Source organism: Microcystis ichthyoblabe FBCC-A1114, assembly GCF_050500245.1.
Lineage (GTDB): Bacteria > Cyanobacteriota > Cyanobacteriia > Cyanobacteriales > Microcystaceae > Microcystis > Microcystis ichthyoblabe_A.
The window spans coordinates 697,865-720,720 of the sequence record NZ_CP191408.1; the positions used below are offsets into that span (position 1 = coordinate 697,865).

General features: G+C 41.4%; 21 protein-coding genes and 1 pseudogene. 16 read left to right on the forward strand and 6 right to left on the reverse strand.

Annotated elements, in window-relative coordinates; genetic code table 11:
- Positions 1 to 65: 65 nt before the first annotated feature.
- Positions 66 to 1,802 carry an IS1634 family transposase gene (locus ACQY1Y_RS03235; protein WP_430014637.1) on the reverse strand — a complete coding sequence of 579 codons (1,737 nt, stop codon included), beginning with the start codon at positions 1,800 to 1,802 and terminating at the stop codon, positions 66 to 68.
- Between the two features lie 322 nt (positions 1,803 to 2,124).
- Between ACQY1Y_RS03235 and ACQY1Y_RS03240 the strand changes: the two genes are divergently transcribed.
- Complete coding sequence (locus tag ACQY1Y_RS03240; protein ID WP_002737784.1) at positions 2,125 to 2,385, forward strand: type II toxin-antitoxin system RelE family toxin; 261 nt, start codon at positions 2,125 to 2,127, stop codon at positions 2,383 to 2,385.
- A 245-nt stretch (positions 2,386 to 2,630) separates the two neighbouring features.
- Here the strand turns inward: ACQY1Y_RS03240 and ACQY1Y_RS03245 are convergent, their stop codons facing one another.
- On the reverse strand, positions 2,631 to 3,131 hold the full coding sequence (locus ACQY1Y_RS03245; RefSeq protein ID WP_002792488.1) for a bifunctional nuclease family protein: 501 nt from the start codon (positions 3,129 to 3,131) through the stop codon (positions 2,631 to 2,633).
- A gap of 317 nt (positions 3,132 to 3,448) precedes the next feature.
- Between ACQY1Y_RS03245 and rpsD the strand changes: the two genes are divergently transcribed.
- The 4 genes and pseudogenes from rpsD (at position 3,449) to ACQY1Y_RS03265 (ending at position 7,520) form a co-directional block, all read left to right on the forward strand.
- Positions 3,449 to 4,057, forward strand: coding sequence for a 30S ribosomal protein S4 (gene rpsD / locus ACQY1Y_RS03250; protein ID WP_002737433.1), 609 nt, complete (start codon positions 3,449 to 3,451; stop codon positions 4,055 to 4,057).
- A gap of 1,107 nt (positions 4,058 to 5,164) precedes the next feature.
- Positions 5,165 to 5,941 (forward strand): class I SAM-dependent methyltransferase, encoded by a 777-nt coding sequence (locus ACQY1Y_RS03255; protein ID WP_002736571.1) that lies wholly within the window; start codon positions 5,165 to 5,167, stop codon positions 5,939 to 5,941.
- 315 nt (positions 5,942 to 6,256) lie between these two features.
- Positions 6,257 to 6,709, forward strand: a pseudogene (locus tag ACQY1Y_RS03260) (DUF29 domain-containing protein).
- 262 nt (positions 6,710 to 6,971) lie between these two features.
- Positions 6,972 to 7,520 (forward strand): calcium-binding protein, encoded by a 549-nt coding sequence (locus ACQY1Y_RS03265; RefSeq protein ID WP_430013968.1) that lies wholly within the window; start codon positions 6,972 to 6,974, stop codon positions 7,518 to 7,520.
- A 119-nt stretch (positions 7,521 to 7,639) separates the two neighbouring features.
- Here ACQY1Y_RS03265 and larC read toward each other — a convergent pair whose 3' ends face one another.
- Positions 7,640 to 8,896: a nickel pincer cofactor biosynthesis protein LarC gene (gene larC / locus ACQY1Y_RS03270; protein ID WP_430013969.1), complete on the reverse strand. Its 1,257-nt coding sequence runs from the start codon at positions 8,894 to 8,896 to the stop codon at positions 7,640 to 7,642.
- On the opposite strand from larC, the gene ACQY1Y_RS03275 reads away from it, so the two are divergent.
- Complete coding sequence (locus ACQY1Y_RS03275) at positions 8,873 to 9,514, forward strand: L-threonylcarbamoyladenylate synthase (RefSeq protein ID WP_002735809.1); 642 nt, start codon at positions 8,873 to 8,875, stop codon at positions 9,512 to 9,514. The genes larC and ACQY1Y_RS03275 overlap by 24 nt on opposite strands.
- A 197-nt stretch (positions 9,515 to 9,711) precedes the next feature.
- Positions 9,712 to 10,122 carry an Hsp20/alpha crystallin family protein gene (locus ACQY1Y_RS03280; RefSeq protein ID WP_430013970.1) on the forward strand — a complete coding sequence of 137 codons (411 nt, stop codon included), beginning with the start codon at positions 9,712 to 9,714 and terminating at the stop codon, positions 10,120 to 10,122.
- A gap of 58 nt (positions 10,123 to 10,180) precedes the next feature.
- Here the strand turns inward: ACQY1Y_RS03280 and hpf are convergent, their stop codons facing one another.
- On the reverse strand, positions 10,181 to 10,780 hold the full coding sequence (hpf, locus tag ACQY1Y_RS03285; RefSeq protein ID WP_002735641.1) for a ribosome hibernation-promoting factor, HPF/YfiA family: 600 nt from the start codon (positions 10,778 to 10,780) through the stop codon (positions 10,181 to 10,183).
- Positions 10,781 to 11,253: 473 nt separating this feature from the next.
- Between hpf and lipB the strand changes: the two genes are divergently transcribed.
- The 3 genes from lipB (at position 11,254) to ACQY1Y_RS03300 (ending at position 13,484) form a co-directional block, all read left to right on the forward strand.
- Complete coding sequence (gene lipB / locus ACQY1Y_RS03290; protein ID WP_103111625.1) at positions 11,254 to 11,922, forward strand: lipoyl(octanoyl) transferase LipB; 669 nt, start codon at positions 11,254 to 11,256, stop codon at positions 11,920 to 11,922.
- Position 11,923: 1 nt separating this feature from the next.
- Entirely contained in the window at positions 11,924 to 13,186 is a 1,263-nt protein-coding gene (locus tag ACQY1Y_RS03295; RefSeq protein ID WP_430013971.1) for a pentapeptide repeat-containing protein, read from the forward strand.
- A gap of 67 nt (positions 13,187 to 13,253) precedes the next feature.
- A complete protein-coding gene (locus ACQY1Y_RS03300; protein WP_272016197.1) occupies positions 13,254 to 13,484 on the forward strand; it encodes a hypothetical protein in 231 nt (76 codons plus the stop codon).
- Here the strand turns inward: ACQY1Y_RS03300 and ACQY1Y_RS03305 are convergent.
- On the reverse strand, positions 13,473 to 14,669 hold the full coding sequence (locus ACQY1Y_RS03305; RefSeq protein ID WP_002737219.1) for a homocysteine biosynthesis protein: 1,197 nt from the start codon (positions 14,667 to 14,669) through the stop codon (positions 13,473 to 13,475). The genes ACQY1Y_RS03300 and ACQY1Y_RS03305 overlap by 12 nt on opposite strands.
- Positions 14,670 to 15,026: 357 nt before the next feature.
- On the opposite strand from ACQY1Y_RS03305, the gene ACQY1Y_RS03310 reads away from it, so the two are divergent.
- Both ACQY1Y_RS03310 and ACQY1Y_RS03315 read left to right on the forward strand, forming a co-directional pair.
- Entirely contained in the window at positions 15,027 to 15,953 is a 927-nt protein-coding gene (locus tag ACQY1Y_RS03310; RefSeq protein WP_430013972.1) for a class I SAM-dependent methyltransferase, read from the forward strand.
- Between the two features lie 14 nt (positions 15,954 to 15,967).
- Positions 15,968 to 16,621 (forward strand): HupE/UreJ family protein, encoded by a 654-nt coding sequence (locus ACQY1Y_RS03315; RefSeq protein WP_002753165.1) that lies wholly within the window; start codon positions 15,968 to 15,970, stop codon positions 16,619 to 16,621.
- 175 nt (positions 16,622 to 16,796) lie between these two features.
- Here the strand turns inward: ACQY1Y_RS03315 and ACQY1Y_RS03320 are convergent, their stop codons facing one another.
- Complete coding sequence (locus ACQY1Y_RS03320) at positions 16,797 to 17,801, reverse strand: helix-turn-helix domain-containing protein (protein ID WP_430013973.1); 1,005 nt, start codon at positions 17,799 to 17,801, stop codon at positions 16,797 to 16,799.
- A gap of 201 nt (positions 17,802 to 18,002) precedes the next feature.
- Between ACQY1Y_RS03320 and ACQY1Y_RS03325 the strand changes: the two genes are divergently transcribed.
- From ACQY1Y_RS03325 to ACQY1Y_RS03340, 4 genes are all read left to right on the forward strand, one after another.
- On the forward strand, positions 18,003 to 18,500 hold the full coding sequence (locus ACQY1Y_RS03325) for a hypothetical protein (RefSeq protein WP_430013974.1): 498 nt from the start codon (positions 18,003 to 18,005) through the stop codon (positions 18,498 to 18,500).
- 183 nt (positions 18,501 to 18,683) lie between these two features.
- Entirely contained in the window at positions 18,684 to 18,923 is a 240-nt protein-coding gene (locus tag ACQY1Y_RS03330; protein WP_430013975.1) for a hypothetical protein, read from the forward strand.
- On the forward strand, positions 18,904 to 19,518 hold the full coding sequence (locus ACQY1Y_RS03335) for a Uma2 family endonuclease (RefSeq protein ID WP_016514965.1): 615 nt from the start codon (positions 18,904 to 18,906) through the stop codon (positions 19,516 to 19,518). The genes ACQY1Y_RS03330 and ACQY1Y_RS03335 overlap by 20 nt, the downstream gene beginning before the upstream one ends.
- A 203-nt stretch (positions 19,519 to 19,721) precedes the next feature.
- Complete coding sequence (locus ACQY1Y_RS03340; RefSeq protein ID WP_430013976.1) at positions 19,722 to 22,472, forward strand: glycerol-3-phosphate acyltransferase; 2,751 nt, start codon at positions 19,722 to 19,724, stop codon at positions 22,470 to 22,472.
- Positions 22,473 to 22,856 lie beyond the last annotated feature (384 nt).

The window sequence follows — 22,856 nt, forward strand, 5'->3', positions numbered from 1 at the left end:
TTCCCCGTTGACAAAAGGCCATAACCTATGCTGTAGGAGGGATTAAGAGAATTTCCGCCGCCACGTTACTGGGTACAAATCAGGGAAACTCCCAATAAATCTAACGCTTTTTGTTGCAGTTGGGTCGGTCGAGTTATCTTAGAAAAACGATAACTTCCCTCCCTAATCGTACATTCCACTGTATTCAAGCAAATTGTCCCCAGGTCTTCCAACAAAGTCCGAAAGCTATGCACAGGGAGGTTCTCTTGATTCCGTTTTTTTCTCTCTTTAGACTGAGCGGATTCACTGCGACTCGCTTTAATCACATTCAGAGAACCATCATCAATTTCTTCATCCTCAAATAACAAAGGAGCCAAGCACTGTTTTAAATGCCATTCCACATAATAAGCCAACATACATAAAAAGATATGAGCTTTGACTCTATCACCCTGATAATGATAGATAGGACGTACCTTTAAATCAATTGACTTATAACAGCGAAATGCCTCCTCCACTTGAGACAAACTTTTATAAGCTTTAACCGTCGTCGCTGCATCCATCAAAGTTGACTCCAGAGAAGTTCTTAACACATACACACCATCCAAAGCCGTTTCTTGAGCGATTAATTCCCGCTGACGCTGATAAGAAAAGCCTTCCTCTGTTATCTCTAGGTTATAGTATTTATTGACCTTAAACTGATTAAGAACCTTGCCCACTCTCAAAGCTATCTTATCTTGACCCTTTAAAGCTCTTTTCTCCCTTTGAGTCGCCTGAACAATCAAATCTAGTTCCTTCTCTACCGCTTCTAATAATGCCTCTCTTTGTAGTTGATTTTTCTGGGCGATTAAGGGATTCCGACAAGCAATTAATCTTTCATCGGGATAATCTTCACTCTCAAATTCCACCAAGTTTACCTGATCAAATAATCCTAATTGAATCACTTCTACCTCAGCCAGTTTCCGAATTTGAGGCTTAGTTAAACCAGTAATATAGTCTAATCCTTCTATGGGTTTTACTAATTCGTTGATTTTCGAGTTGGTTAAAATTCCTCTATCGCTTACCCAGACAACATTCTCAATCCCCCAACCCTTTCTGACTTTCTCAATTTGTCCGCTTAAAGTAGCACCGTCTGAAGTGTTTCCTTCAAATACTTCTACCGCTATCGGACAACCCTTGGCTGAACAGAGCAGACCAAAAACTATCTGAGTTTTCCCTTTCTTTTTATCTCGGTTATAACCATATTTTCCCAGTTCACAACCATTTCCTTCTAGGTAGGTAGAAGTGACATCATACAAGACTAATGTTCCTGATTCTAAGTGTTTAATTGCTAGGTGCTTCTCAATTTTCTCTTGTTTTTCTAATAACCAATCTAAGGCGTTATATAATTCGTCTTCATCGGCTTTCTCTAAGTCTAACAATTGTCCTAAACTCTGACTACAAGTCTCGCTATTAAACCCTCTCGCTGTGGCTAGTTTCGATTTAGGATTGATGATTCTTGCCACAATCATCGCCACCACTAAGTTTCTGATTCGTGAGGATTTTTCACTGATTATTTTATCTAAACCTAATTTTTTAATCGTCTCTAAAATAGCCATTACATGACCATGAGGAAGACTTCTAATCACTTCAAAATGATTGGGAATGCCTTCAGTCATGGACAGTGTTGCGCCTTTAAGAGCCAGTTTCAGATTGTCGATAATATCATCGGGTAATTTTGAGAGATTGGCCAGGGTTCTTTTTTTGACTTGATCTCCTTCTCGGTAGGACTCCCGAAGAAGAACGGCGGGGGGGGAATTACGGTTAGGAACTTTTTCTATATACATGGCTATCATTCTAGCAAATAGAGAGAATTCTTGTCCATTAAGAAATGTTACAAATTACATGGGTACATTAAGAAAAGTTAAGGGGCGTATCCATTGATGGATAAGGGTTTTCGGCTATTATAGTATATATGTATGGGGGAAGTTCAGTTATAGTTGCTGAAACTATCCAATCTATCCTACTCGAGTCTGACCAAGACAAAAAAGTGAAACTTGAAATTAAGCAGCAATTTCTTGACTCTCTAAGACAGACTGAAAAGGGAGAAAGGGAGATTTCAGCCGAGGAAGTAGCTAAAAAACTAGGCTTAAATTGGTAATAGCCTACTTGGTAGAATTTACAGCCGAAGCAATCGCTGGTTTAGCAGCACTCCCTGCAATTATTCAAGAGCAAATTTTCGGTAAAGTTCGCCTGTTGTCGGACAATTTTGCCAATTTTAGTCCTCAAGCTTTCAGTGCTAATTTGACTGGTCTTTTCAAGCTTCGAGTCGATGACTATAGAGTTATAGTCATTTCAATTAAAATTGAGAATATCAATCCCAGAGTTTTTAAGGATTTTGTCGGTCTAGACTGTATCACACTTATTTGAAATGACTATACTCGTTAAGACTGCAAGGGAGCGCCAGAGCTGCGGAGCAGGGAGAGGCAGTTTGAGCATTTGTACTAAAAATTTCAATACGCAGTTTAAATTCAGTACAGCTTATCCATCTGGCACAGACAACTCCTGATTAGATAAGCCTTCCCACTTAGAATATCTACCAGACTAAGCCTGAATCCGCCGTAATTTCCCTGTTACTATCATTTTTATCTAGCCGACGGCTGACCGCTTCAAGATCACTGATCACTAAAATCACCGCGACGTTGGATCAGGTCTGAGGGGCTAAGATTGGAGACGAAATTGCGAAAAGCTTGACGTTCCTCTTCATCCGCATCACGATCAACAGGAATAGAGGCAGAAGCGATCACTTCTTCCATTACCCAGATGGGACTGTTGGTACGCAGGGCAATAGCGATCGCATCACTGGGACGACAATCGATTTCTTTTTTGACTTCGCCGCGCTGGAGACAGAGAACAGCATAAAAAGTATTGTCTTGGAGAGAATGGATGATAATCTTTTCTAAATCCATGTCCCAAGCTTTAAAAATATTAACGATCAAATCGTGGGTAAGAGGACGAGGGGGTCTTTGTTGTTCGAGGACGGTGATAATGGCCTTAGCCTGATCTTGTCCGATGTAGATAGGTAGGGCGCGACGCTCGGAACCATCCTTCAGCAGTACAATGGGACTGCGAGTGATAGCGTCTAGGGCAATTCCAGCGACTTTCATTTCGATCATGACTAATGGCTTCTCCAAGATAGAGATTCAGCTAGGGAAGGAGTGGGAAAGCAACCTGAATAATATAGTGCTTCGTTACACTCACAGTATGCCCTAAGATGGCGGAGATTAGCCTCATCTTTAATGAAAAAAATACATCAGCTGCCGTCAGGAGATAGGAGCCGGTCGTCAGGAGTCAGGAGACTCCGAGACAGGAGACTCCGAGACTATTTCTATTTATTCTCCCCACACCCCACACCCCACACCCCAACTAAATTACTTAATTTGTGCTATGATGATAGTTTTGGGATAAATTTAAATAGGAGCAGACTGTTTGTATGTCTCGTTATAGAGGACCGCGCTTGCGCGTTGTGCGTCGTTTAGGGGAATTACCGGGCCTAACCCGTAAAAATGCCCGTCGTGCCTATGCACCCGGGCAACATGGCCAGGCCCGCAAAAAACGTTCAGAATATGCCATTCGTCTAGAAGAAAAACAAAAACTGCGTTTCAACTACGGTGTCAGCGAAAAACAATTAGTTCGCTATGTCCGCAAAGCTCGCCGGGCTACTGGTTCCACCGGTCAAGTGCTGCTGCAACTCTTAGAAATGCGTCTGGATAATACCGTTTTCCGTCTCGGTATGGCCGGGACAATTCCGGGGGCGCGACAATTAGTCAATCACGGTCACGTCACCGTTAACGGTAGAGTTGTGGATATTGCTAGTTATCAGTGCCGTCCGGGTGATGTGATTGGAGTCAGAAATCAAGAGCGTTCCCAGGATCTAGTCAAAAGAAATATGGAATACCCCGGTTTAGCCAATCTGCCGAGTCATTTGGAATTTGACAAAAACACCCTCGTGGGCAAAGTGAATGGCGTTGTGGAAAGAGAATGGATTGCCCTCTCGATTAATGAACTGTTAGTAGTGGAATACTACTCTCGGAAAGTCTAGGAAAAAAGCCTTTTCCAGATACCTTGAGGACGCAATTGGCAGCGTCCTTATTTTATTGGTTAAATTTAGGTTGACAGATAGCAAAAATTACGATGCTAGAAACAAAATTAGGGAAATATAAATGGCTCCCCCAGGTTTGGTGAGTAAAATGTATTCTAAGATACAGTCTTGCAGGCGACTAAGTGGAACGAACCACAGAGACACAAAGGACACAAAGATCGATCACTACTATATAAGTTGAACTTATCACACAAAGTCGAGAAGAGCCAATAAATCTCTCTTTCGAAAAAATTAACCAGACTGATAACTTAGTGCAGGTGTAACCAATAATTCAATTTGTGATTCTGCTACCTCTGCTGTATCTTGGAAAATCAAGCCTTCTAAACTGTATCCATCTTCCTCACCTTCGGGCTTCTGATAATATTCAACAATTGTGCCAATACTTCCTTTTTTGGCTCTTCGTTACTTGGTATGGTTCGATAGGGGGGCATAAATCGACTAAATCCTTATCTGGCAAGGGATTTAATTGATTAGTTCACTCTAGATAGAAAATAATTGACAAAAATCGCTAAATGCCTTTCTATATAGGGGTTCCATCCCTTATAACCCCCGTCCATTGCATAACACAAACCGAAGAGCCCCTTTTTTTAAACCATATTCGGGAATATCTTCTGTTAAAAACACTTGGGAAAATAGCTTAAATTTCATCTTGCTTGCTCCTAAATGGCGAATAGCGTTACAAACTTTGTTTCTTGCTCAGTCACCATCCCCGTGTCTCCCCGGCCAGGGAGATAAATGTAAAGATTTATTAAATTGTATCTTAGAATACAATGTGTGAGCAAGGTAGTATATGTCGTTTTTTTGGGTCTCCACTGAGAGTCACGTTGCGCTGTCGTTCAGCCCAACCTTACGAAAGCCGCAAGCACGCTGAGATGTACCGATTGACGGAGTTAATCAACCATCGACTGGGAAAAGTTCCTGACTATCCCCACCCCTAGTAGGTAGTCTTCAACCAGTCAGCTGTGCACTTCAAACTTGAATTAGCCTACCTGATTAGTTTTGTAATTTAACCAAGTAAATCAGCCCATATGTCTTTGAGAGGATATTATGAAACTCCAGACTGAAAATAAAAAACCAGAATCCCAATACGAAAAAAACCAAGATTTTAACTTAATTAACCGATACCTACATTCTTTGAGGTATAAAAATCTTGTACAGACAATAAACAACTTTCAAGTGAATACTTCAAGACAAGGAAAGATTATAAAAATCCTAGACATAGGCAGTGGCTTTGGTCGAACTTTTTCAACATTGGATGAAAAATTTAATATCGATTACTGGGGGATAGAATTGTTTAAAGAGTGGCATGAAACTGCCTGCGAAAGATATGGTGAAAAAAACAATTTTCATAATATTTTGGGTTCTGCCTTAGACAGGGAAGTTTACAGTCGTATACCTGAGCCTGATATTGTCACTGCTCTGGAAACATTTGAACACCTACCGGAGCGAGATCTAGTCAGACTGATAGAGTTTTTAGCAGATACTGTAAAACCTCAACTCCTGATTGCCTCCGTCCCTGTCGAAATAGGACCTATTATTTGGATTAAAAATATTGGTTCGTTTATAACTGGATATGCTAGAAATGGATTCGCTAGGGGATATACCCTGGAAGAAACTTTTTGGGCGGGACTATACCAGTTGGATAAACTGCCTGTTCACGGAAGAGGTGAAGGTGTTGCAGACCATAAAGGGTTTGACCATAGATGGTTAACTCAAACCATTCGTCAAAATTTCAAGATACTGGAAATAAGAAAGTTTCCCTTTAATTTCCTCCCTGCATCCCTAGCCACCTCATTGTTTATAGTTGCGGTTACTAGGGAATGAAACCAATGTAGGCCTATGGCTAGGGAAACTGTCAAAAGGACTGAAGGATGTAAAATAAGGAACCAATAAATTTTAGAACCTTTTGTCAGTGAAACCGTCTACATTGAAACCAGTTTAGCATCGTCTCCTAAGATTGGTTTGAGCGCAATAATAGTCTAGAGAAAACCTACACAACCTAATTCCTTTAGAATATTCAAAACCTTGCTATATCTAGAAAACGGGTGGGTGCATCTCATATTTGTAAAAATATCATCTAGACAAGACACCATTAAGATAGGCACAACGTAAAGATAGAATAGAAGAAACGTTCTCATTATGAAAACTAAATTATCTCAGCTTTATGAAACTGATTTTAATTTGTGGCTTGAGCAAACCGTAAATCACTTAAAAAAGGGCAATTTAGAGGCACTCGATTTAGATAACTTAATCGAAGAAATATCCGATATGGGACGTAATAATAGACGGGAGGTATTCGTCCGTTTAAAAGTTCTCTTGATGCACTTACTTAAATGGCAATATCAACCAGAAAAACGGACTAATAGCTGGATAAATACCATTGATGAGCAAAGAGAACAATTAGAGCTTATTTTCAGGGATAGTCCTAGCTTAAAACCCTATTTAGCCGATATTTTCGCAGAATGTTATCAAAAAGCAGTGCGAGGGACGGTAAATGAAACTAATTGACCAAAAGAAACTTTTCCAGTTGATTGTCCTTTTAGCCAAGAACAGGTTTTAAAGTGGGATTATCTTCCTGAAAATAGCTTTTGAACAATGGATATAACTAGGGAGGAACAATTATTTGTAGGATGGGTTAGCGGTAGCGTAACATGAGCGGGCGTTGGGTTTCATGCTTCAACCAAACCTACGTTCTACGTTCTTTCAAGAGTTCTCTGTCATCATCCCCGTGTCTCCCCGACCAAGGAGATAAATGTAAAGATTTATTAATTTGTCAGCGTATGATACAGTCTGGGAGAGGATTAGAGTGTTATGATGTTTATTAAAAATGGATAGTAGACAGGAGGATTAAGTCATGGCTACTTACTACGGTACAAATCTTGCAGACTACTACAACTATACAGGAAGTCAACAACTTTATGCCTATGGTTATGGTGGCAATGATACCATCTGGGGTAATACCAACAATGATTATATTGACGGTGGCAACGACAATGATCGTCTTTATGGATGGTCGGGAAATGATACCTTATTAGGGGGATTCGGGAATGATAGTCTAAGTGGTGGCATTGGTAATGATCGCTTAACCGGCTCTACATCTCGAGCTTTTAACAGTCTTGAGTATGACACCTTAGTTGGAGGGTCTGGATTGGACATTTTTGTACTAGGTGAAAGTGCTGGTAACTATTATCAAGGTGGTGGCTATGCCCTTATTACTGACTATAACGGGGCAAACGACTATATTCGAATTAAGAATACTCGTACACTTAGCCTATCGTATGCAAATTGGGGGGTCGGTGGTTCTGCTTTAGATACAGCCATCTATCAAAGCGGTGACTTAATTGGAGTCGTTCAAGATAACATCAGTATTGCGTTAACCAGTTATTACTTTCAATTTGTTTAGCATCGCCTCGTAGGTTGGTTTCTATAAAAAAAACGAGTTTCTTTAGGAAACCCGTTTTCTTTGATAGCTAATGCTTACTCCTAAATTGCTCGACAAAACATAATAAATATCCTCTTTATTCAGTCAGAAGTATTTTCTTGCCAAATAGCCAAGGCCATTTGATGAACAAATCGCCAAGGTAGATGATGCTGACGGGCAATTGCGGCACAATCTTCGTATTCTGGTTGTACGGTAATCGGTTGATTAATTGACTCTTTATAGGCAACTTTTAGCCGAATTTGTCCATAGACAGTATCGATCGATTGTATCTCTCTTTTTAAGATTGATCGCTCTTGAATTGTCCTTCTAATGCCTAAAGTTGTGGTTTCCTGAAAGATCATATTTTCACAAATAGCAATTTTATCCAAGGCACAAATTACTGTCAAAAGTATTCCCAAACGGGATTTTTTCATAGTAATTGCTTGACTAAATACATCCAAGGCACCCACTTGTAATAAAGACTCGCTTAAGTAGGCGATCGCTTGCGGATTTAAGTCATCAATTTGAGTTTCTAAAACTGCCACGGTTTCGCTTTCATCTAGCTTTTCTGATTCTTTTTTCCCTAACCAAAGCCGGACAAGATTGGGAATCGGTAAATCTTTTGTCCCTGCTCCTAAACCGACCTTTTCTAACTGCATTTTCGGCGGTTTACCGAAACTTTTAGCTAAAGTTGTCACAATAGCTGCCCCCGTGGGTGTTACTAACTCCCCTTCGATGCCATTACTATAAATTGGTACTTGTCCCTGACTGAACAATTGTACTACTGCTGGCACAGGAACCGGTAAACGACCATGGACGGCCTGAACTGTACCGCCGCCGGTGGGTAGAGAAGAACAGTATAATTCACTCACCGATAGCCAATCCAAACCCAAACAAGTCCCGACGATATCAATAATGGCATCGGTTGCCCCGACTTCGTGAAAATGCACTTTTTCCGGTGCGATCCCGTGAACAGCCCCTTCTGCGATCGCAAGTTGTTGAAAAACCGCTAAACTCCATTCTTGGACTTTCTGGGGTAAATTTGCCTGTTTAATTAAATTTTCAATCTCCGGTAAATGGCGAGCGGGGGTATGATGGTGATGGTGGTGATGATCAGCAGACTTCTCGGCAGTGACATCGACGTGAACCTTAGTAGCAATTTGACCGCGACGATGCACTTTTTCGGCCCTTAACTGATATTCATCCTCAATTCCTAAAGTTTTTAGTTGTGCAATCAGGTATTCTAAGGGGACTCCTAAATCTACTAACGCCCCTAAACACATATCCCCGGCAATTCCCGTGGGACAATCCCAATAGGCGACGATTTTGCTATCATGGCTACTATTTACTCTCTCCATCCGGAAAATCCCCAACAACGTTCTATCCAAGAAATCTGTCATGCCCTGAAAAATGGGGCAATTATGCTTTATCCTACCGATACCGTCTATGCGATCGGTTGCGATCTCAATGTGAAATCCGCCGTCGAACGAGTTCGCCAAATCAAGCAACTATCTAATGATAAACCCTTGACGTTTCTCTGTTCTTCTTTGTCGAATATTTCCGAGTACGCAGTGGTCAGCGATTATGCCTATAAGATTATGCGACGAGTTATACCCGGTCCCTACACTTTTCTCTTACCGGCGACTAAATTAGTGCCGAAAGTGGTGATGAATCCGAAGCGGAAAACCACTGGTATCCGGGTTCCCGATCACGTTATCTGTCGCACTATTCTCGAAACCCTAGAAAATCCTATTATCTCTAGTTCTGCCCATCTTCCCGATCAGGAGGGGGATTTTCCCACCAAGGGATTAGAAACCCCTAGGCTATTCGATGCCCTCGATCATATAGTTGATTTAATTATCGAAGATGGTTCGGCTCCCGGTTCGGAAGTGTCAACAATTGTTGATTTTACCAGCGATCAACCGGATATCGTGCGTCAGGGTTTGGGTTGGCCAGAATTACAACAATGGTTATAACAGTGATTTTAGCCGTCAGCCGTCGGTTTTTTGCTCCCCACACCCCACACCCCACACCCCACTGATAACTGATAACTGATAACTGTATCGGTTATTGCGACTTTTTATTTCCTGAAAACCGCCTTGTGTAAGCCGAGTTAGTTGCTTAAGATAGAGGTAATCGCAGTCAGAGAAAACCTCTCAAGGAAATTATTACTATGGCTTTCACTCTTTATTCTCCCTTCCTAGAAATTAATTCTGTTCAACGTCAAATCGATCAACTTTTTCAAGAAGTATTACCGACAACTTCATCGGTATCTCGTCCCCCGGTGGAAATCTCTGTTAACGAGGATTCCGTAGAATTAAAAATCGAATTACCCGGTGTGGATATTAAAGATATAGATGTGGAGGTTAGCAAACAAATGGTGGCTATTAATGGGCAACGTCAACGCGCTGCCGAGGTAGAAAACAGCGAATTTTATTATGGTAAATTTAGTCGCTTGATTACCCTGCCAGTAGAGGTGCAAAATAGCCAAGTTACCGCTAACTATCAAGACGGTATTCTTTATCTCACCCTCCCGAAAGCGGTGGCAGAAAAAAATAAAGTGGTGAAAGTTAATCTTGGTTAGATGAGAAAAAGACTGGAGAATTTCTCCAGTCTTTAGTTTTATTTGTGGTCGCTAACTGTTAATTGGATTCTTTGCCATTTACGTTAACGGGACGGGGTTGAATAACACCAAAACCGCCGTGATTGCGTTGATAGATAACGTTGATTTCGTTAGTGTCTTTGTTGCAGAACATAAAGAAATCGTGATCGACTAATTGCAATTGTGTTAGTGCTTCCTCAATAGTCATCGGTGGCATAGCAAAGTATTTCATCCGCACTACTTCCGCAGGTAATTCGGGAGTGCGATCGCCAATTAGGTTATCATCTAAGGGTTTCTCTTGCACCACCTCGCTAGTTTTAACGGTGGCGTTGGTGCGATGATCCACCAGTCTCTCTTTATACTTGCGGAGTTGACGAGCGATTTTATCAGAAACTAAATCAATACTTGCGTACAAATTTTCGCTTCCTTCTTGAGCGCGAATCACTGTTCCATTAGCATAAACCGTTACTTCCGCTTTGTGGCGATCGGGAATGCGTGCATTCTTTTCCACGGAGAGGTGAACATCAACTTTTGTGGTTATGCCGTTAAAATGTTTCACCGCTTTCTCCAGCTTTTGTTCGACATAATCATGAATAGCTTCGGTGACAGCGATATTATTGCCCTGAATCAATAGCTTCATACTCACTACTCCATCTAAAAGTTTTGCTATAGACCGTCCACATCAACTATTTTTAAGGGATGTTGATGCTAGGAATTTAATCCTCAAAAATCCGCTCGATCGCGCTGTTGTCAGAGGTCACAGTCTAGATATTGTCGGTGTTTTCGTTCTCTTTTTTTTGTCGGATCGCGCGGAAAATTCATCGGGTCGAGCGCCTATTTGCAACTAGATTTATTTACCTCTATTCTAACAAGTTTCTCTCAACCTTTTCTTAACAGAAGTGCGAAGTTCTGTTAACTTTTATTTAAAGAAACCGATTTTCGCCGCCAGCAAGAGAATCCGGTGATTGTTTCTCCTGTGGGACGGTTAACATCCGAATAGATGGGATATCCTTAGATTAGCACTTAGTATTCTCCCCAACATCTATATCTTCTCTTCTTTTAATCTTCCTTTGCGCTCCTTTACATTTCTTAAATATTTTGACACATCTCGCAATGAATGCTCAAAAAATACCTCGTCTCTGTGGGCTGAAAATTCAGGCAATTACCCCCTATTCTCTGGCCTGGGCGCAACAGCGATCGCTGGTGGCGGCGAGAATTGCCGATCCTGACTTACCCGATGTGCTGCTCCTACTGGAACATCCCCCCGTTTACACCCTCGGTACTGGTTCAGATATTAAGTTTATTAAATTTAATCTTGACAAAACCGATAAAGAAGTGTACCGAATCGAGCGAGGAGGAGAAGTCACCCATCACTGTCCGGGGCAGTTAGTGGGCTATCCGATCCTCAATTTGCGCTATTATCAGCAGGATTTACACTGGTATTTGCGACAATTAGAAGAAGTCATCCTGCAAACTATCGCTATTTATGGATTGTCGGGGGAAAGAATCGCGGGCCTGACGGGGGTATGGGTAGAAGGGTATAAAATAGCGGCGATCGGTATTAAAGTTAGTCGTTGGATTACCTATCATGGTTTTGCCATTAATGTTTGTCCGGATTTAAGCGGTTTTGCCGAAATTATTCCCTGTGGGATTGCTAATAAACCCGTGGGCAGTTTACAGCAGTTTCTGCCTAATATTAGTCTTATGCAAGTACAGCAAGATTTATCGAGGGTTTTCGCCTCAGTTTTCGGTGTGGAATTATTTTCTCTTGACAAGGATTAATATGAGCGATCGCAAAGACCCAGAAAAACTCGCCGCAGAAAATAGGGCCGATAACCCCGAAAATAACGGTAAAACCAGTTTATCGCCCCCCGATGCCTCCGAATACGTCTCCTCTTTATCTTCGCGTAATCCTCTGCGTCAGCGCATCCTACTATTAAAAGATCTTCGGCCGGGTAACGCGGGGTTACTGTTGGCCCCCCTGATGGTGATGACCATCGGCCTGGTCTTTAGCTGGGACTGGTTAGGCTTTTCTGGGGCGATAGTAGCGATATTAATATCTTTACAGGTGATTTTGCCCTCTATTCGCCAGTGGATCGCCCATTATCTCACCCCCTCTGAACGTCAGACGGTTTTCGCTTTTATCGTTTTTATAGCTGCTCTGGCCGGATTAGGGAAATATTTAGGGGTTTATGATCGCATATTGCGATGGTTGGAGAGTTTTAAATACGATGAGTTCGGTTCCTGGGCCGAGTGGGTGGGGGCCTTGGGACAGATTATGATCGCCGTGTTAGCTGTCTATGTGGCCTGGGAACAGTACGTTATTTCTAAGGATTTAACCATACAGCAAAATCGCATTACCCAACAACAGACGATCGATTCCTATTTTCAGGGGATTTCCGATCTAGCCTTGGATGAGGAGGGATTTTTAGAAGATTGGCCCCAGGAAAGAGCGATCGCAGAAGGTCGCACCGCTTCTATCCTCAGCAGTGTCGATGCCTCTGGGAAAGCGAAAATACTGCGTTTTTTGAGTCAATCGCGGCTATTATCACCGATTAAACGCGATCGTTATCTAGGCCGACCGATTCTAGACGGGGAAGGGGGTTATGCGGAGGATCGAGAGTTCGGTACAAGAGTAGTACAATTGGGGGTAATGTTAGCAGGGGCTGACATTTCTGAGCAGGATCTGCGCTGGACGGATTTAAGCGAAGCGAATATGGTGCGGGCCGATTTAAGTTATAGCGATTTGGTGAAAGCAAATGTATCGCGGACAATTCTCTACGAAGCTAATTTAAGAGGGGCAGATATCAAAGGGATGCGTTTATTTTATGGTTCCCTAGAAAATGCTACCCCCCGCAGTCGTACCGTTCCCCCCAATTATGACAGCGGAGAACACACGGGAGCAGTGGTAGAAAATGTCAATTTTACCGGGGTGAAAAATATGAGCGAGGAACAACGTCACTATTGTTGTCGTTGGTGTGGGGAAAAGTCGCGAGCAACTATTCCGGGGGGATGTGCTGATATTGCCAATCTTTTAGGTCGTTAACGGAGGCGATCGGCAGGGGGCAGTGTTATAATCAGTGGTATTCATTGCTAATAATTCCCGCAAACTTATGAATCAAAAAGTCGTTATTCTTGCCACTGCTTCCGCTAGTTTATTAACCCTATTAGTTACCACTAACTCCGTACAAGCTGCCCCAGAGTCCTTTCATCCTAGTTTCAATACCGAGAACTTAGGTGACATGATTATCGGCAAGACAACCGGGGAAGAAAATCCGATTTTACGTCATCTTAATTGTAGTTGTGCCACCTGCACGCAATCCCTTAACTCCTCACTCAATTGATAATTTTCCGCCCCAACGATCCTGGGGAATAAAAGTCCGCTCTAGATTAATTTTTGCCACGGGTTCTGTGAGGGTAAATTCTCCCGATTCGATCAGTGCTTTTAATTCTAAAGCGGCTTCCCGGGACAGGGAAATACTGGCCAAAGGAGCCACCCTCACACTTTTTCCCTCGATCATAATCCGACCGCTTTTTAGTTTAGCGTAGGTGATTAAACCAAAGGTAGGACGGACTCGCCGGGGAATGGAAAAATCTACCACTGGGGCGACAATTTCCTCATCTTTTACCGCACAATGTCGAACGATTTCCTCGCTTAAAATCGGAATCGGTACTGCTACCCCTAACATTAAAGAAGCCCCATAATTTTTGAAATAACAACCCCGCACCCAGCGAGCATTCATTTGTTTAGCATCCCCAATTAAGGCTAAGGTGGAAGCTGGGCCAATAGGAGTTCGATTTTGTAGGCGTTTTTGCAGGGGAAAATGTTGGGTTCCTTCCCAGGCAATATAACCGATTCCTCCTCCCAAAAAAATGCGCGTACCGATGCCTATAGCCTCTAAATCTGGGTCATTTAACAGGGGAGAAATTGCCCCGGGGTTAGAATACACTGCATTACCTAATCGTGGCTGTAGTGGTCCTAAATAAGTATATAAAGTCCGCTCTCCTCCATTGACTCCGACGATAAAATTCTGGTAGAGATTGCGAGGATTAAAAAGATAAAATTGATTGATAGTATCCTTAGAAATAATCGTTTCAAAAGAAGTGCGAGGATAACAATCAGTGGCTTGGCCGACAGCGCGCAATTGAATCGATTTTCCAGCGATTAAATCCTCAATAATATGTCCGCCGCCCCTTTCGGGATTTTCTCCCTCTAAATTCTCATTTTTGGCCGCTAGATCACTAATAGCGCTGGCTCCTAAGTATAAATCCACCGCCCCAAAACCAGCATAAGCAGGAATCCCATCTAACCAACATTGACGAATTTTTATCGGCGGATCCGTCTGACCTAAATTAATAATTGCCCCCGAAGATTCCATCGGTTCAAAAGTTCCCGTACAAACCACATCTACTTGGGAAAAAACCTCCTTAATTCCCATTTCGCTCACGCGGCTTTTTAATTCCTCTACTGTCCAGACTACAGCAGTTTTTTTAGCGATCTTGTCGTTGATTTCAGCGATTGTTCTCATAATAAGTAGCTGGTTATAATTAAATTGAAGATGGATTCCCCCTTAATAAGGGGGTGCCGATCCCCCCTTAGTCCCCCTTTATTAAGGGGGATGCCGATCCCCCCTTAATCCCCCCTTAATAAGGGGGGCATCTGAAAGTTTTCAACACCTACCTACTTAAAAATTGGCAAGATGGGGGTTAGGGAGCTTTTTGCTTTTATCAGTCAACAGTTATCAGATGTGAGTTTTCAGTGAGTGGTATTAACTGAGTAGTATTAAATGGCGGTGACAGTGCTGTTTTTTCACCGATTACTGATTACTGATGACTGATCACTGTTATAAGATAAAAAAGGGAAAATTTACGATCGAAGCTTTTCTATGACAGTTACACCCGTTCCGGCCTCCTTTAATCCTGTTTCTGGTCTAGTTAACCGTATTCTCGGCATAAAACCGCTTTTTGACATCGCTCGCTATCAGGCCCGCAATATGATGATTAAAAGAGCCGAAAAACTAGGCGTACCTTGGCGAGAAACCGTCAAACAATGGCAGCAACGGGATTGGAGTTGGGAACTGCAAGCGGTAGAAAATCCCGATCTCGTCTATCCCGAATACTACGTTTGTTCTTTCCACGCTTACGAAAAGGGCAATTTAGACTGGTTGCCAGCTTTTGAGGTAGAATCTGCCGCCTATGCTGTCCATTCTACCATCTGGCCCGGGGCGGGGATGGACGGCGACCCGCGATTGCGACGGGAATATCACCGGATATTAAAAGAGCAAATCAAGGCAAAAATTAACGATATTGTCGATTTAGGCTGTAGTGTCGGCATGAGTAGCTTCGCGCTGCAAGATACTTATCCGCAAGCGCGGGTAACTGGGTTGGATCTCTCTCCCTACTATTTAGCAGTTGCTCAATACCAGGCTCAACAAAAACAAAAGACGATTCAATGGCAACACGCGGCTGCGGAAAAAACTCAATTACCCAGTCAGTCCTACGATCTGGTATCTTCGTTTTTAATGTTTCACGAACTACCCCAACAGGCTACTAGAGAAATTTTCGCCGAAGCGCGTCGTTTATTGCGATCGGGGGGTTATTTGACGCTGATGGATATGAATCCGCGCTCGGAAATTTATCGAAAAATGCCCCCTTATGTCCTCACCTTACTCAAGAGTACCGAACCCTATCTCGATCAATATTTTACTCTCGATATCGAACAGGCATTAGTTGAAGCGGGGTTTCAAGCACCGATCATTACCCCCACCAGTCCCCGACATCGGGCGATTGTTGCGCGGGTTTCCGAATCATAATTTTGAGGTAATCAATGAAGATAATTTTTCGTCAAAGCTGGACAAAGATATTAACTATTGTCCCTCTCTTCCTGTTAATTTTTGCCAGCAAAACCCTTGCCCATCATGCCATGGCAGGGCAAACTCCCGATAATTTTTGGAATGGATTTTTATCGGGTTTAGCTCACCCAGTTATCGGTTTAGATCATTTAGCTTTTGTGGTGGCTAGTGGTTTAATTGCTGTGGGGATGGAACAGGGTTTATTAATTCCGATCGCTTTTGCGATTGCTACTTTAATCGGGACGGGGATTCATTTACAGGGAATAAATTTACTTTTTCCTGAAGGGATTGTTGCCCTTTCTGTGGTGATTTTTGGACTAATTTTAACCCTGAAAAAAGGGTTACAAAATCATTCTAATCTCTATACGATCGCTCTGGCAACTTTGGCAATGATCGCGGGAATTTTCCACGGTTATGCCTACGGAGAATCAATTATCGGGGCGCGAGTTGCCACTTTAGTTGCCTATTTAATCGGTTTTACCGTCATCCAATTAGCGATCGCATCTGGGGCTTTTTTCCTTGGCAGTGTCATCAAGGAAAAATTAGCCAAGCAAGCGACTCTAATTAGTAAGTTAATCGGATTGGCAATTATGGCGATCGGTACAACTTTTTTAGTGGGAATTAAGTAAATTAATCTCGATGGGGCTAATTATTAATGGCTCTCTTGAGGTTATGAGATCGAAGAAAGGGCGTACAATATACGCCCCTACCAAACAAGTACGGGAGAGGCACTGAATTGGAAGAGGAGTTAGGAATTGAGTTCTCAAAGCAAAAATAATCCTAATTCCTACCCCTACTATTTTTTTAGGTTTCAGAGGGGAAGTAACCAAACAGTTTTTTATAATCAGAGGCCAGATATCCTCGATGAAAAAAACCTAATTCTTCGGCAATTTCATAAGTTAATTTTGTCTGATTATTTTGGTTAAGAGATTGATGTAAAGCATTAAGACGAAGCAACTTAAAATAATTGTAAGGAGACATTTGATAGAAGTCTTTAAATATATATTCTAAGGTGCGTTGACTTACTTTTAATTCTTGACAAATCACTGGAATAGTCAGATCAGAACGCAGATTTTTTCTCATCATTTCTTCTGCTTTTTTGAGGATAGAGGTGCGTCTGATAGCGTTTTTAGGGGTTTTAATATCTTTGGTTACTGCTAAAGTCAAAAGAAAATCTTTGACAATTTCTTCTTTTAATTTTTGCCTGACAAAATTTAATCTTAATGCTTTTCTTTGCCAAGATATTTGTTGACGATCTAAATTAAATAGCATTCGATAAAGTTGATGACAAGATTGTTGGAGATGACGAATTTTTTCCGATGGGCAAATCACAACAGAAGAAGCGGAAGAATTTAAAAACTTTTTCGCTTCTGGTAGCTCTAAATTTTGGCACAATTGTTGCAGATAATTATCATGAACGTAAAGCTGAAAACGATTGGAAAAGGGATGTTGAAAAATGGAAATTTCTGATTTAGGGGGGACAATCCCAAGATAGTTATTTTCTAATGAGTACAAATTTTGGAAGAAGACGGAATTCACCTGAATAGGAATCGCAAAAACCCACATTTTAGAATGGACTACTCCCACAACATTTATTAAACAATTACGTTGCGATAATTCTAACATCACTTCATCGATGATGATCCTTGAAAGATACCCTTCAAAATGATCACCACTGAGTTGTAAAGCATCTCCGTTGACAAATTCTCGATTCTGAAAATAGCGAGAAAAGTCACAAAAATATTCACTTTTAAAGGTTAATTCCTGAGAATCAATTAAAATATCGGTTTTACTGTCAAAAATAAACATCTATGTATAACTCCTTGGTTATTGAGTAAAATTAAACTTTTTTTGCCCATCAATTTAAAGACTTGCGTTTTTTGGATCATCTTAGCATAGAGGACTGAGTAGTATGAGTTACAGCAGAGTTGATTTGTTAATTTTGTCCATCAGTGTAGTTCCGTTTAAATCTCTCACTTTTTCCCGTTATTAATTACCAAGTAAATGTCGATGGTTAAACAATATATGCCATTTAAAGATTGCTCTAGGGTATTGGGTGCAGAAATTCTTCAATTACGTCCCCCGGCATTTTCTGATGACCCAAAATATAACACATTTAGCTATACCTATTATCCAGGGGGATTGGAAATTTCCGATAGCTATATCTATTATCCAGGAGAATCAGAAATTTCCGAAGCCCTTGCCAGGGAAATCACTACGTTCGCCGTTCCCCCGACAAATTATCCAGAGGGATTGGAAATTTCCGATAGCTATATCTATTATCCAGGAGGATCGGAAATTTCCGAAGCCCTTGCCAGGGAAATCCCTACGTTCGCCGTTCCCCCGACAAATTATCCAGAGGGATTGGAAATTTCCGATAGCTATATTTATTATCCAGGAGGATCGGAAATTTCCGAAGCTGTTGTTCCTAATATTAGCACTTGTCTCTATGCGCTCAAAGCAATCATAGCATTTTTCATCAGAATGAGGCATGGGCAAGGGGCTTAAACCCTTTGTTGGCAAAACTTGTCGACACCTCAGTAACGTGAAAAGTGCTATAACTACACATCTAAGCCACCGACATCGTCTTCATCATCAGGAGGGGCTGTAACATTCAGCGTTAATCAAGGAGACCCGATCATAAACTTACTAGGCGGCTCCGGTGGTAAAGAATTTTATGAGGGTGTAGTATTGCCAAATGGAGATCTAAAAACTAACTGGCAACTGACTCCTTTTATGAACCTCGCCGTCGTTACCAATTATATTTTTGGTTTCGTCCTCATCTTTTTTGGCAGTGATAGTGCGATCGCAGATTGTGTAGAGAGTTTGTCGGGTGGGCAATGCCTATTTTACATTCAAGGTAAAATAGAGCCAAGGAAGTTAGTAGAGAGAGAAAGCTATTTTGCCAGCTATGAGCCAAACCCTACCTAAAACTGTTAGTTTCGAGGAATTCGTCCCTTGGCTGCCTGAAAATTCTGGAGTACGTTATGAGCTACACAAGGGAAATATTATTGAAATGGCACAACCCGCAGGAGAACACGAGGAAATCAAAGGATTTTTAACTGTTAAACTCAGTGGAATAATTGATAGACTGGGTCTTCCTTATTTAATTCCTAACCAAGCGATTGTCAGACCTGCTGGTAAAAACTCTGGTTATTTTCCTGATGTATTAGTGCTAAATCGAACCAAGCTCGCTCAGGAAAAATTATGGAAAAAAGAATCAATCCTTAGTGAGGGTGCATCTATCCCTCTGATCATTGAAGTGGTATCGACTAACTGGCGTGATGATTACTACTTAAAATTTGCTGATTATGAAGAAATGGGTATTCCTGAATATTGGATTGTCGATTATGCAGCCTTGGGTGGGCGTAATTTTCTTGGCACTTCTAAACAACCGACCATCTCTGTTTGTCGCTTAGTTGAGGAAGAATATCAAATTCGGCAATTTCGAGATAGTGATCGCCTAATTTCTCAGACTTTCACGGAATTAAATCTCACTGTCAATCAGATTTTCTTAAGTCTGTAGGGTGTGCATCGTCCACCTTACTCTTTTCGCTTTTTTCTTCAGTTTGAGAGGTTGATTTTGCCGATTAAAATCCGCAATTATTGCCTTTATTTGCTCCATCTGCTTGAGTTTTAAGCCATTAAGCTCAATTTATTTTATCGCTTTCGTGTTCATGTTCTCAAGGTCGTTACTAAGACAAGATCGTAAACTAAGACGCATTTTAAATGAGAGAAATTTGGGGATCCCTATTTATTTTTCTAGTCTGTCCTATTATCGGGGGATTGCCTCTGATTGATTGGATAAATTATCTAGTAACTGGACGTAAATTATCCCAATTAGGTACTGGTAATATCGGTGTAACTGCCGCTTTTTACCATGGGGGTAAATTAGTGGGAATTTTGGCGGTAATTTCGGAAGCAGCCAAGGGAATTATCGTTATTCTCCTAACCCGTTTATTTTTTCCCACCGGCTCCACGTGGGAATTATTAGCTTTAATTGCCTTAGTCATGGGGCGCTATTGGTTAGGAAAAGGTGCGGGAACTACTAATGTTTTCTGGGGATTAATTGTTCACGATTTTGTCGCTGTTTTTCTCACCTTAATCATTAGTGGGATTAGCTTTACTGTCTTTCGAGAAAAATCTACGGGTAGATTGGTAGGATTATTTTTATTAGCTTTAATTCTCACCTTGCGCCGTCCCCACGATTCAGGTTATATTATAACTGCCATTGCTTTAGCCTGTTTATTAGGGGCAATTTTTCAAAAAATCGCCGACGATTTAGACTTACCTGAAGCAAATGTTAACAATGAATCAAAAACTATGTTTCGTTTTTTTCGTGGAGATCGATCGATCCAAACTCTTGATGACAATCTAGCAGCTTCAAAAGTGGGACAAAAAGCCGCCACTTTAGCCGATCTTAAGCGTGCCGGTTATCCCATTCCTAGGGGTTGGATTTTACCACCAGGAGATGATCCACAACCGTTAATAGAATCTCTTCATCCTGATATTAATCATCCCTTAGTCGTGCGCTCTTCCGCTATTGGAGAAGATGGTGAAACCGCTTCATCTGCGGGACAATATACCACAATTCTTAACGTTGTTGATCAAGAAAATTTAGCGGCGGCGATTTTAAGTTGCCAAACCTCCTATAATAGTCCTAATGCTGTTAATTATCGACTCGATCGAGGTCAAGAAAACACGGCCATGGCTGTGTTAATTCAAGAACAAATTCGAGGAGTTTTTTCGGGGGTTGCCTTCAGTCGTGATCCGATTAATCCTCTCAGTTTAGATGTGGTTATTGAAGCTTTACCCGGAGATGCCACCAGAGTTGTATCGGGGAGAGTCACCCCCGAAAGTTATCGAGTTAATTTAGAAGAAAATATCATCATCGGAGCGGGAGATATTCCCCCGGCTATTATTCAACAGGTAGCTAATCTTTGTCGGCAATTAGAAACCCTTGATCATGGCATTCCCCAAGATATAGAATGGACTCATGACGGACACAAATTATGGTTATTACAGTGCCGTCCTATCACTAATTTACAGCCAATTTGGACAAGAAAAATCGCAGCTGAAGTTATCCCCGGGGTAATTCGTCCCTTGCCTTGGTCAATTAATCGCCCCTTAACCTGTGGAGTTTGGGGAGATATTTTCAGTTTAGTTTTAGGCAAAAAAGCCCTCGATTTGGACTTCAATGAAACAGCGACTTTACACTATCAAAGAGCCTATTTTAATGCTTCTTTATTAGGCACAATTTTCCGTCGCATGGGATTACCTCCAGAAAGCTTAGAATTCCTGACCAAAGGAGCAAAGTTTACCAAACCACCGTTAACGGCAACCTTGGCTAATTCCCCTGGTTTATTAAAACTTTTAGGACGGGAATTACAGTTAGAAAAAGACTTTAGCCAAGATCAAAAAACCTATTTTATCCCAACGCTCGAAAAAATTAACGCTACTTCCCTAGAAGCTTTATCTTCAGGGGAGATTTTAGAGCAAATTGAGGAGATTTTAACCGTCTTAAAAAAAGCCACCTATTATAGTATTCTTGCCCCCCTTAGCTTCGCTTTGCGTCGCAGTATCTCGCGAGTACCTTTTGAGAAATTGGATAACTCTCAAGCACCAGAAATAGCCTCAATGCGATCGCTATCTGAACTGAGAAAAAATACGCTCGATCGAGATTTTGACTTAGCTTTTTCCCTCTGGTTAGAAACCTACGGTTATTTAAGCGAAGTAGGAACCGATATTTCGATACCGAGATGGCGAGAAAATCCCCCATATCTGCTACAACTACCCTTAGATATTCCAGGCAATAATAGCCAGAAAAAAGTCAAATCTTCCCACAATGTCCAAAAAAGATTAAATATCAAAAACCAAGTGACTGAAATTTACTCCCGTCTTTTAGCTCACCTACGCTGGCATTTTCTCGCTTTGGAAACCCTCTGGTTACAGCAACAAATATTATCAGAGACGGGAGATATATTTTATCTAAACTACTCAGAAGTTATCCAGTTAGGTCAGAATAATAATATCGCCAATCTTAAGCAGATTATTCGTCAGCGTCGCCAACAATTCCAAGAAAACTCTCAATTAAACGATATTCCCTATATCGTCTATGGACAACCACCGAAAAAAGAATTTTTAGTCTCAAATTTAACTGCCAAAAAACGCTTACAGGGAATTGCCGCTAGTGGGGGGACAGTGGAGGGACGAGTCAAAATTATGCCAACCCTACAAAATCTAGAAATTGCCCCTGATACTATTCTCGTTATTCCCTATACTGACTCAGGATGGTCCCCTTTATTATCCCAAGCTGTGGGCATTATTGCCGAGGTGGGGGGACAATTATCCCATGGTGCTATTATTGCCAGAGAATACGGAATTCCGGCGGTTATGGATGTGCATAATGCCATGAAATTGTTAAAAGATGGTCAATTAATTCGTCTCGATGGCAGTCAAGGAATTATTGAAATTCTCTAGGCATTAGGGGACAGGGTGTGGGGTGTAGGGTGTGGGGTGTAGGGTGTAGGGTGTGGGGAGTTTTCTCAGTTAACTGATAACTGATAACTGACTCCTAAACCAATGTTGGTCAAAGATAAGCAAAAATTATCTATTGACTCCAAAAACTTGAGAATATTTAAATTAATATTTCGCAATATTTACAAATTCTTAAGAATTAATTGAGAAAGATTTTTATTTAACAACGATGTTCCAATGGTTACAGCGATTTGATATAATTTCATAATCGGGTATTCTATACTTTTTTGGGCAGCAAAGGTTGAAACCCTTGCCACACCTAGAAGATAATCCCAATTAAGACAGGTAAATGAGTCAATTTCACCCACAACGATGATCTTTTTTTTG

Bases quoted from the DNA above. Each gene is read 5' to 3' on its own strand.
- ACQY1Y_RS03235 (WP_430014637.1), bottom strand. From the start codon at position 1,802: ATGTATATAGAAAAAGTTCCTAACCGTAATTCCCCCCCCGCCGTTCTT.
- ACQY1Y_RS03245 (WP_002792488.1), bottom strand. From the start codon at position 3,131: ATGATCGAAATGAAAGTCGCTGGAATTGCCCTAGACGCTATCACTCGC.
- rpsD (WP_002737433.1), top strand. From the start codon at position 3,449: ATGTCTCGTTATAGAGGACCGCGCTTGCGCGTTGTGCGTCGTTTAGGG.
- ACQY1Y_RS03255 (WP_002736571.1), top strand. From the start codon at position 5,165: ATGAAACTCCAGACTGAAAATAAAAAACCAGAATCCCAATACGAAAAA.
- ACQY1Y_RS03265 (WP_430013968.1), top strand. From the start codon at position 6,972: ATGGCTACTTACTACGGTACAAATCTTGCAGACTACTACAACTATACA.
- ACQY1Y_RS03275 (WP_002735809.1), top strand. From the start codon at position 8,873: ATGGCTACTATTTACTCTCTCCATCCGGAAAATCCCCAACAACGTTCT.
- larC (WP_430013969.1), bottom strand. From the start codon at position 8,896: ATGGAGAGAGTAAATAGTAGCCATGATAGCAAAATCGTCGCCTATTGG.
- ACQY1Y_RS03280 (WP_430013970.1), top strand. From the start codon at position 9,712: ATGGCTTTCACTCTTTATTCTCCCTTCCTAGAAATTAATTCTGTTCAA.
- hpf (WP_002735641.1), bottom strand. From the start codon at position 10,780: ATGAAGCTATTGATTCAGGGCAATAATATCGCTGTCACCGAAGCTATT.
- lipB (WP_103111625.1), top strand. From the start codon at position 11,254: ATGAATGCTCAAAAAATACCTCGTCTCTGTGGGCTGAAAATTCAGGCA.
- ACQY1Y_RS03295 (WP_430013971.1), top strand. From the start codon at position 11,924: ATGAGCGATCGCAAAGACCCAGAAAAACTCGCCGCAGAAAATAGGGCC.
- ACQY1Y_RS03300 (WP_272016197.1), top strand. From the start codon at position 13,254: ATGAATCAAAAAGTCGTTATTCTTGCCACTGCTTCCGCTAGTTTATTA.
- ACQY1Y_RS03305 (WP_002737219.1), bottom strand. From the start codon at position 14,669: ATGAGAACAATCGCTGAAATCAACGACAAGATCGCTAAAAAAACTGCT.
- ACQY1Y_RS03310 (WP_430013972.1), top strand. From the start codon at position 15,027: ATGACAGTTACACCCGTTCCGGCCTCCTTTAATCCTGTTTCTGGTCTA.
- ACQY1Y_RS03315 (WP_002753165.1), top strand. From the start codon at position 15,968: ATGAAGATAATTTTTCGTCAAAGCTGGACAAAGATATTAACTATTGTC.
- ACQY1Y_RS03320 (WP_430013973.1), bottom strand. From the start codon at position 17,801: ATGTTTATTTTTGACAGTAAAACCGATATTTTAATTGATTCTCAGGAA.
- ACQY1Y_RS03325 (WP_430013974.1), top strand. From the start codon at position 18,003: ATGGTTAAACAATATATGCCATTTAAAGATTGCTCTAGGGTATTGGGT.
- ACQY1Y_RS03335 (WP_016514965.1), top strand. From the start codon at position 18,904: ATGAGCCAAACCCTACCTAAAACTGTTAGTTTCGAGGAATTCGTCCCT.
- ACQY1Y_RS03340 (WP_430013976.1), top strand. From the start codon at position 19,722: ATGAGAGAAATTTGGGGATCCCTATTTATTTTTCTAGTCTGTCCTATT.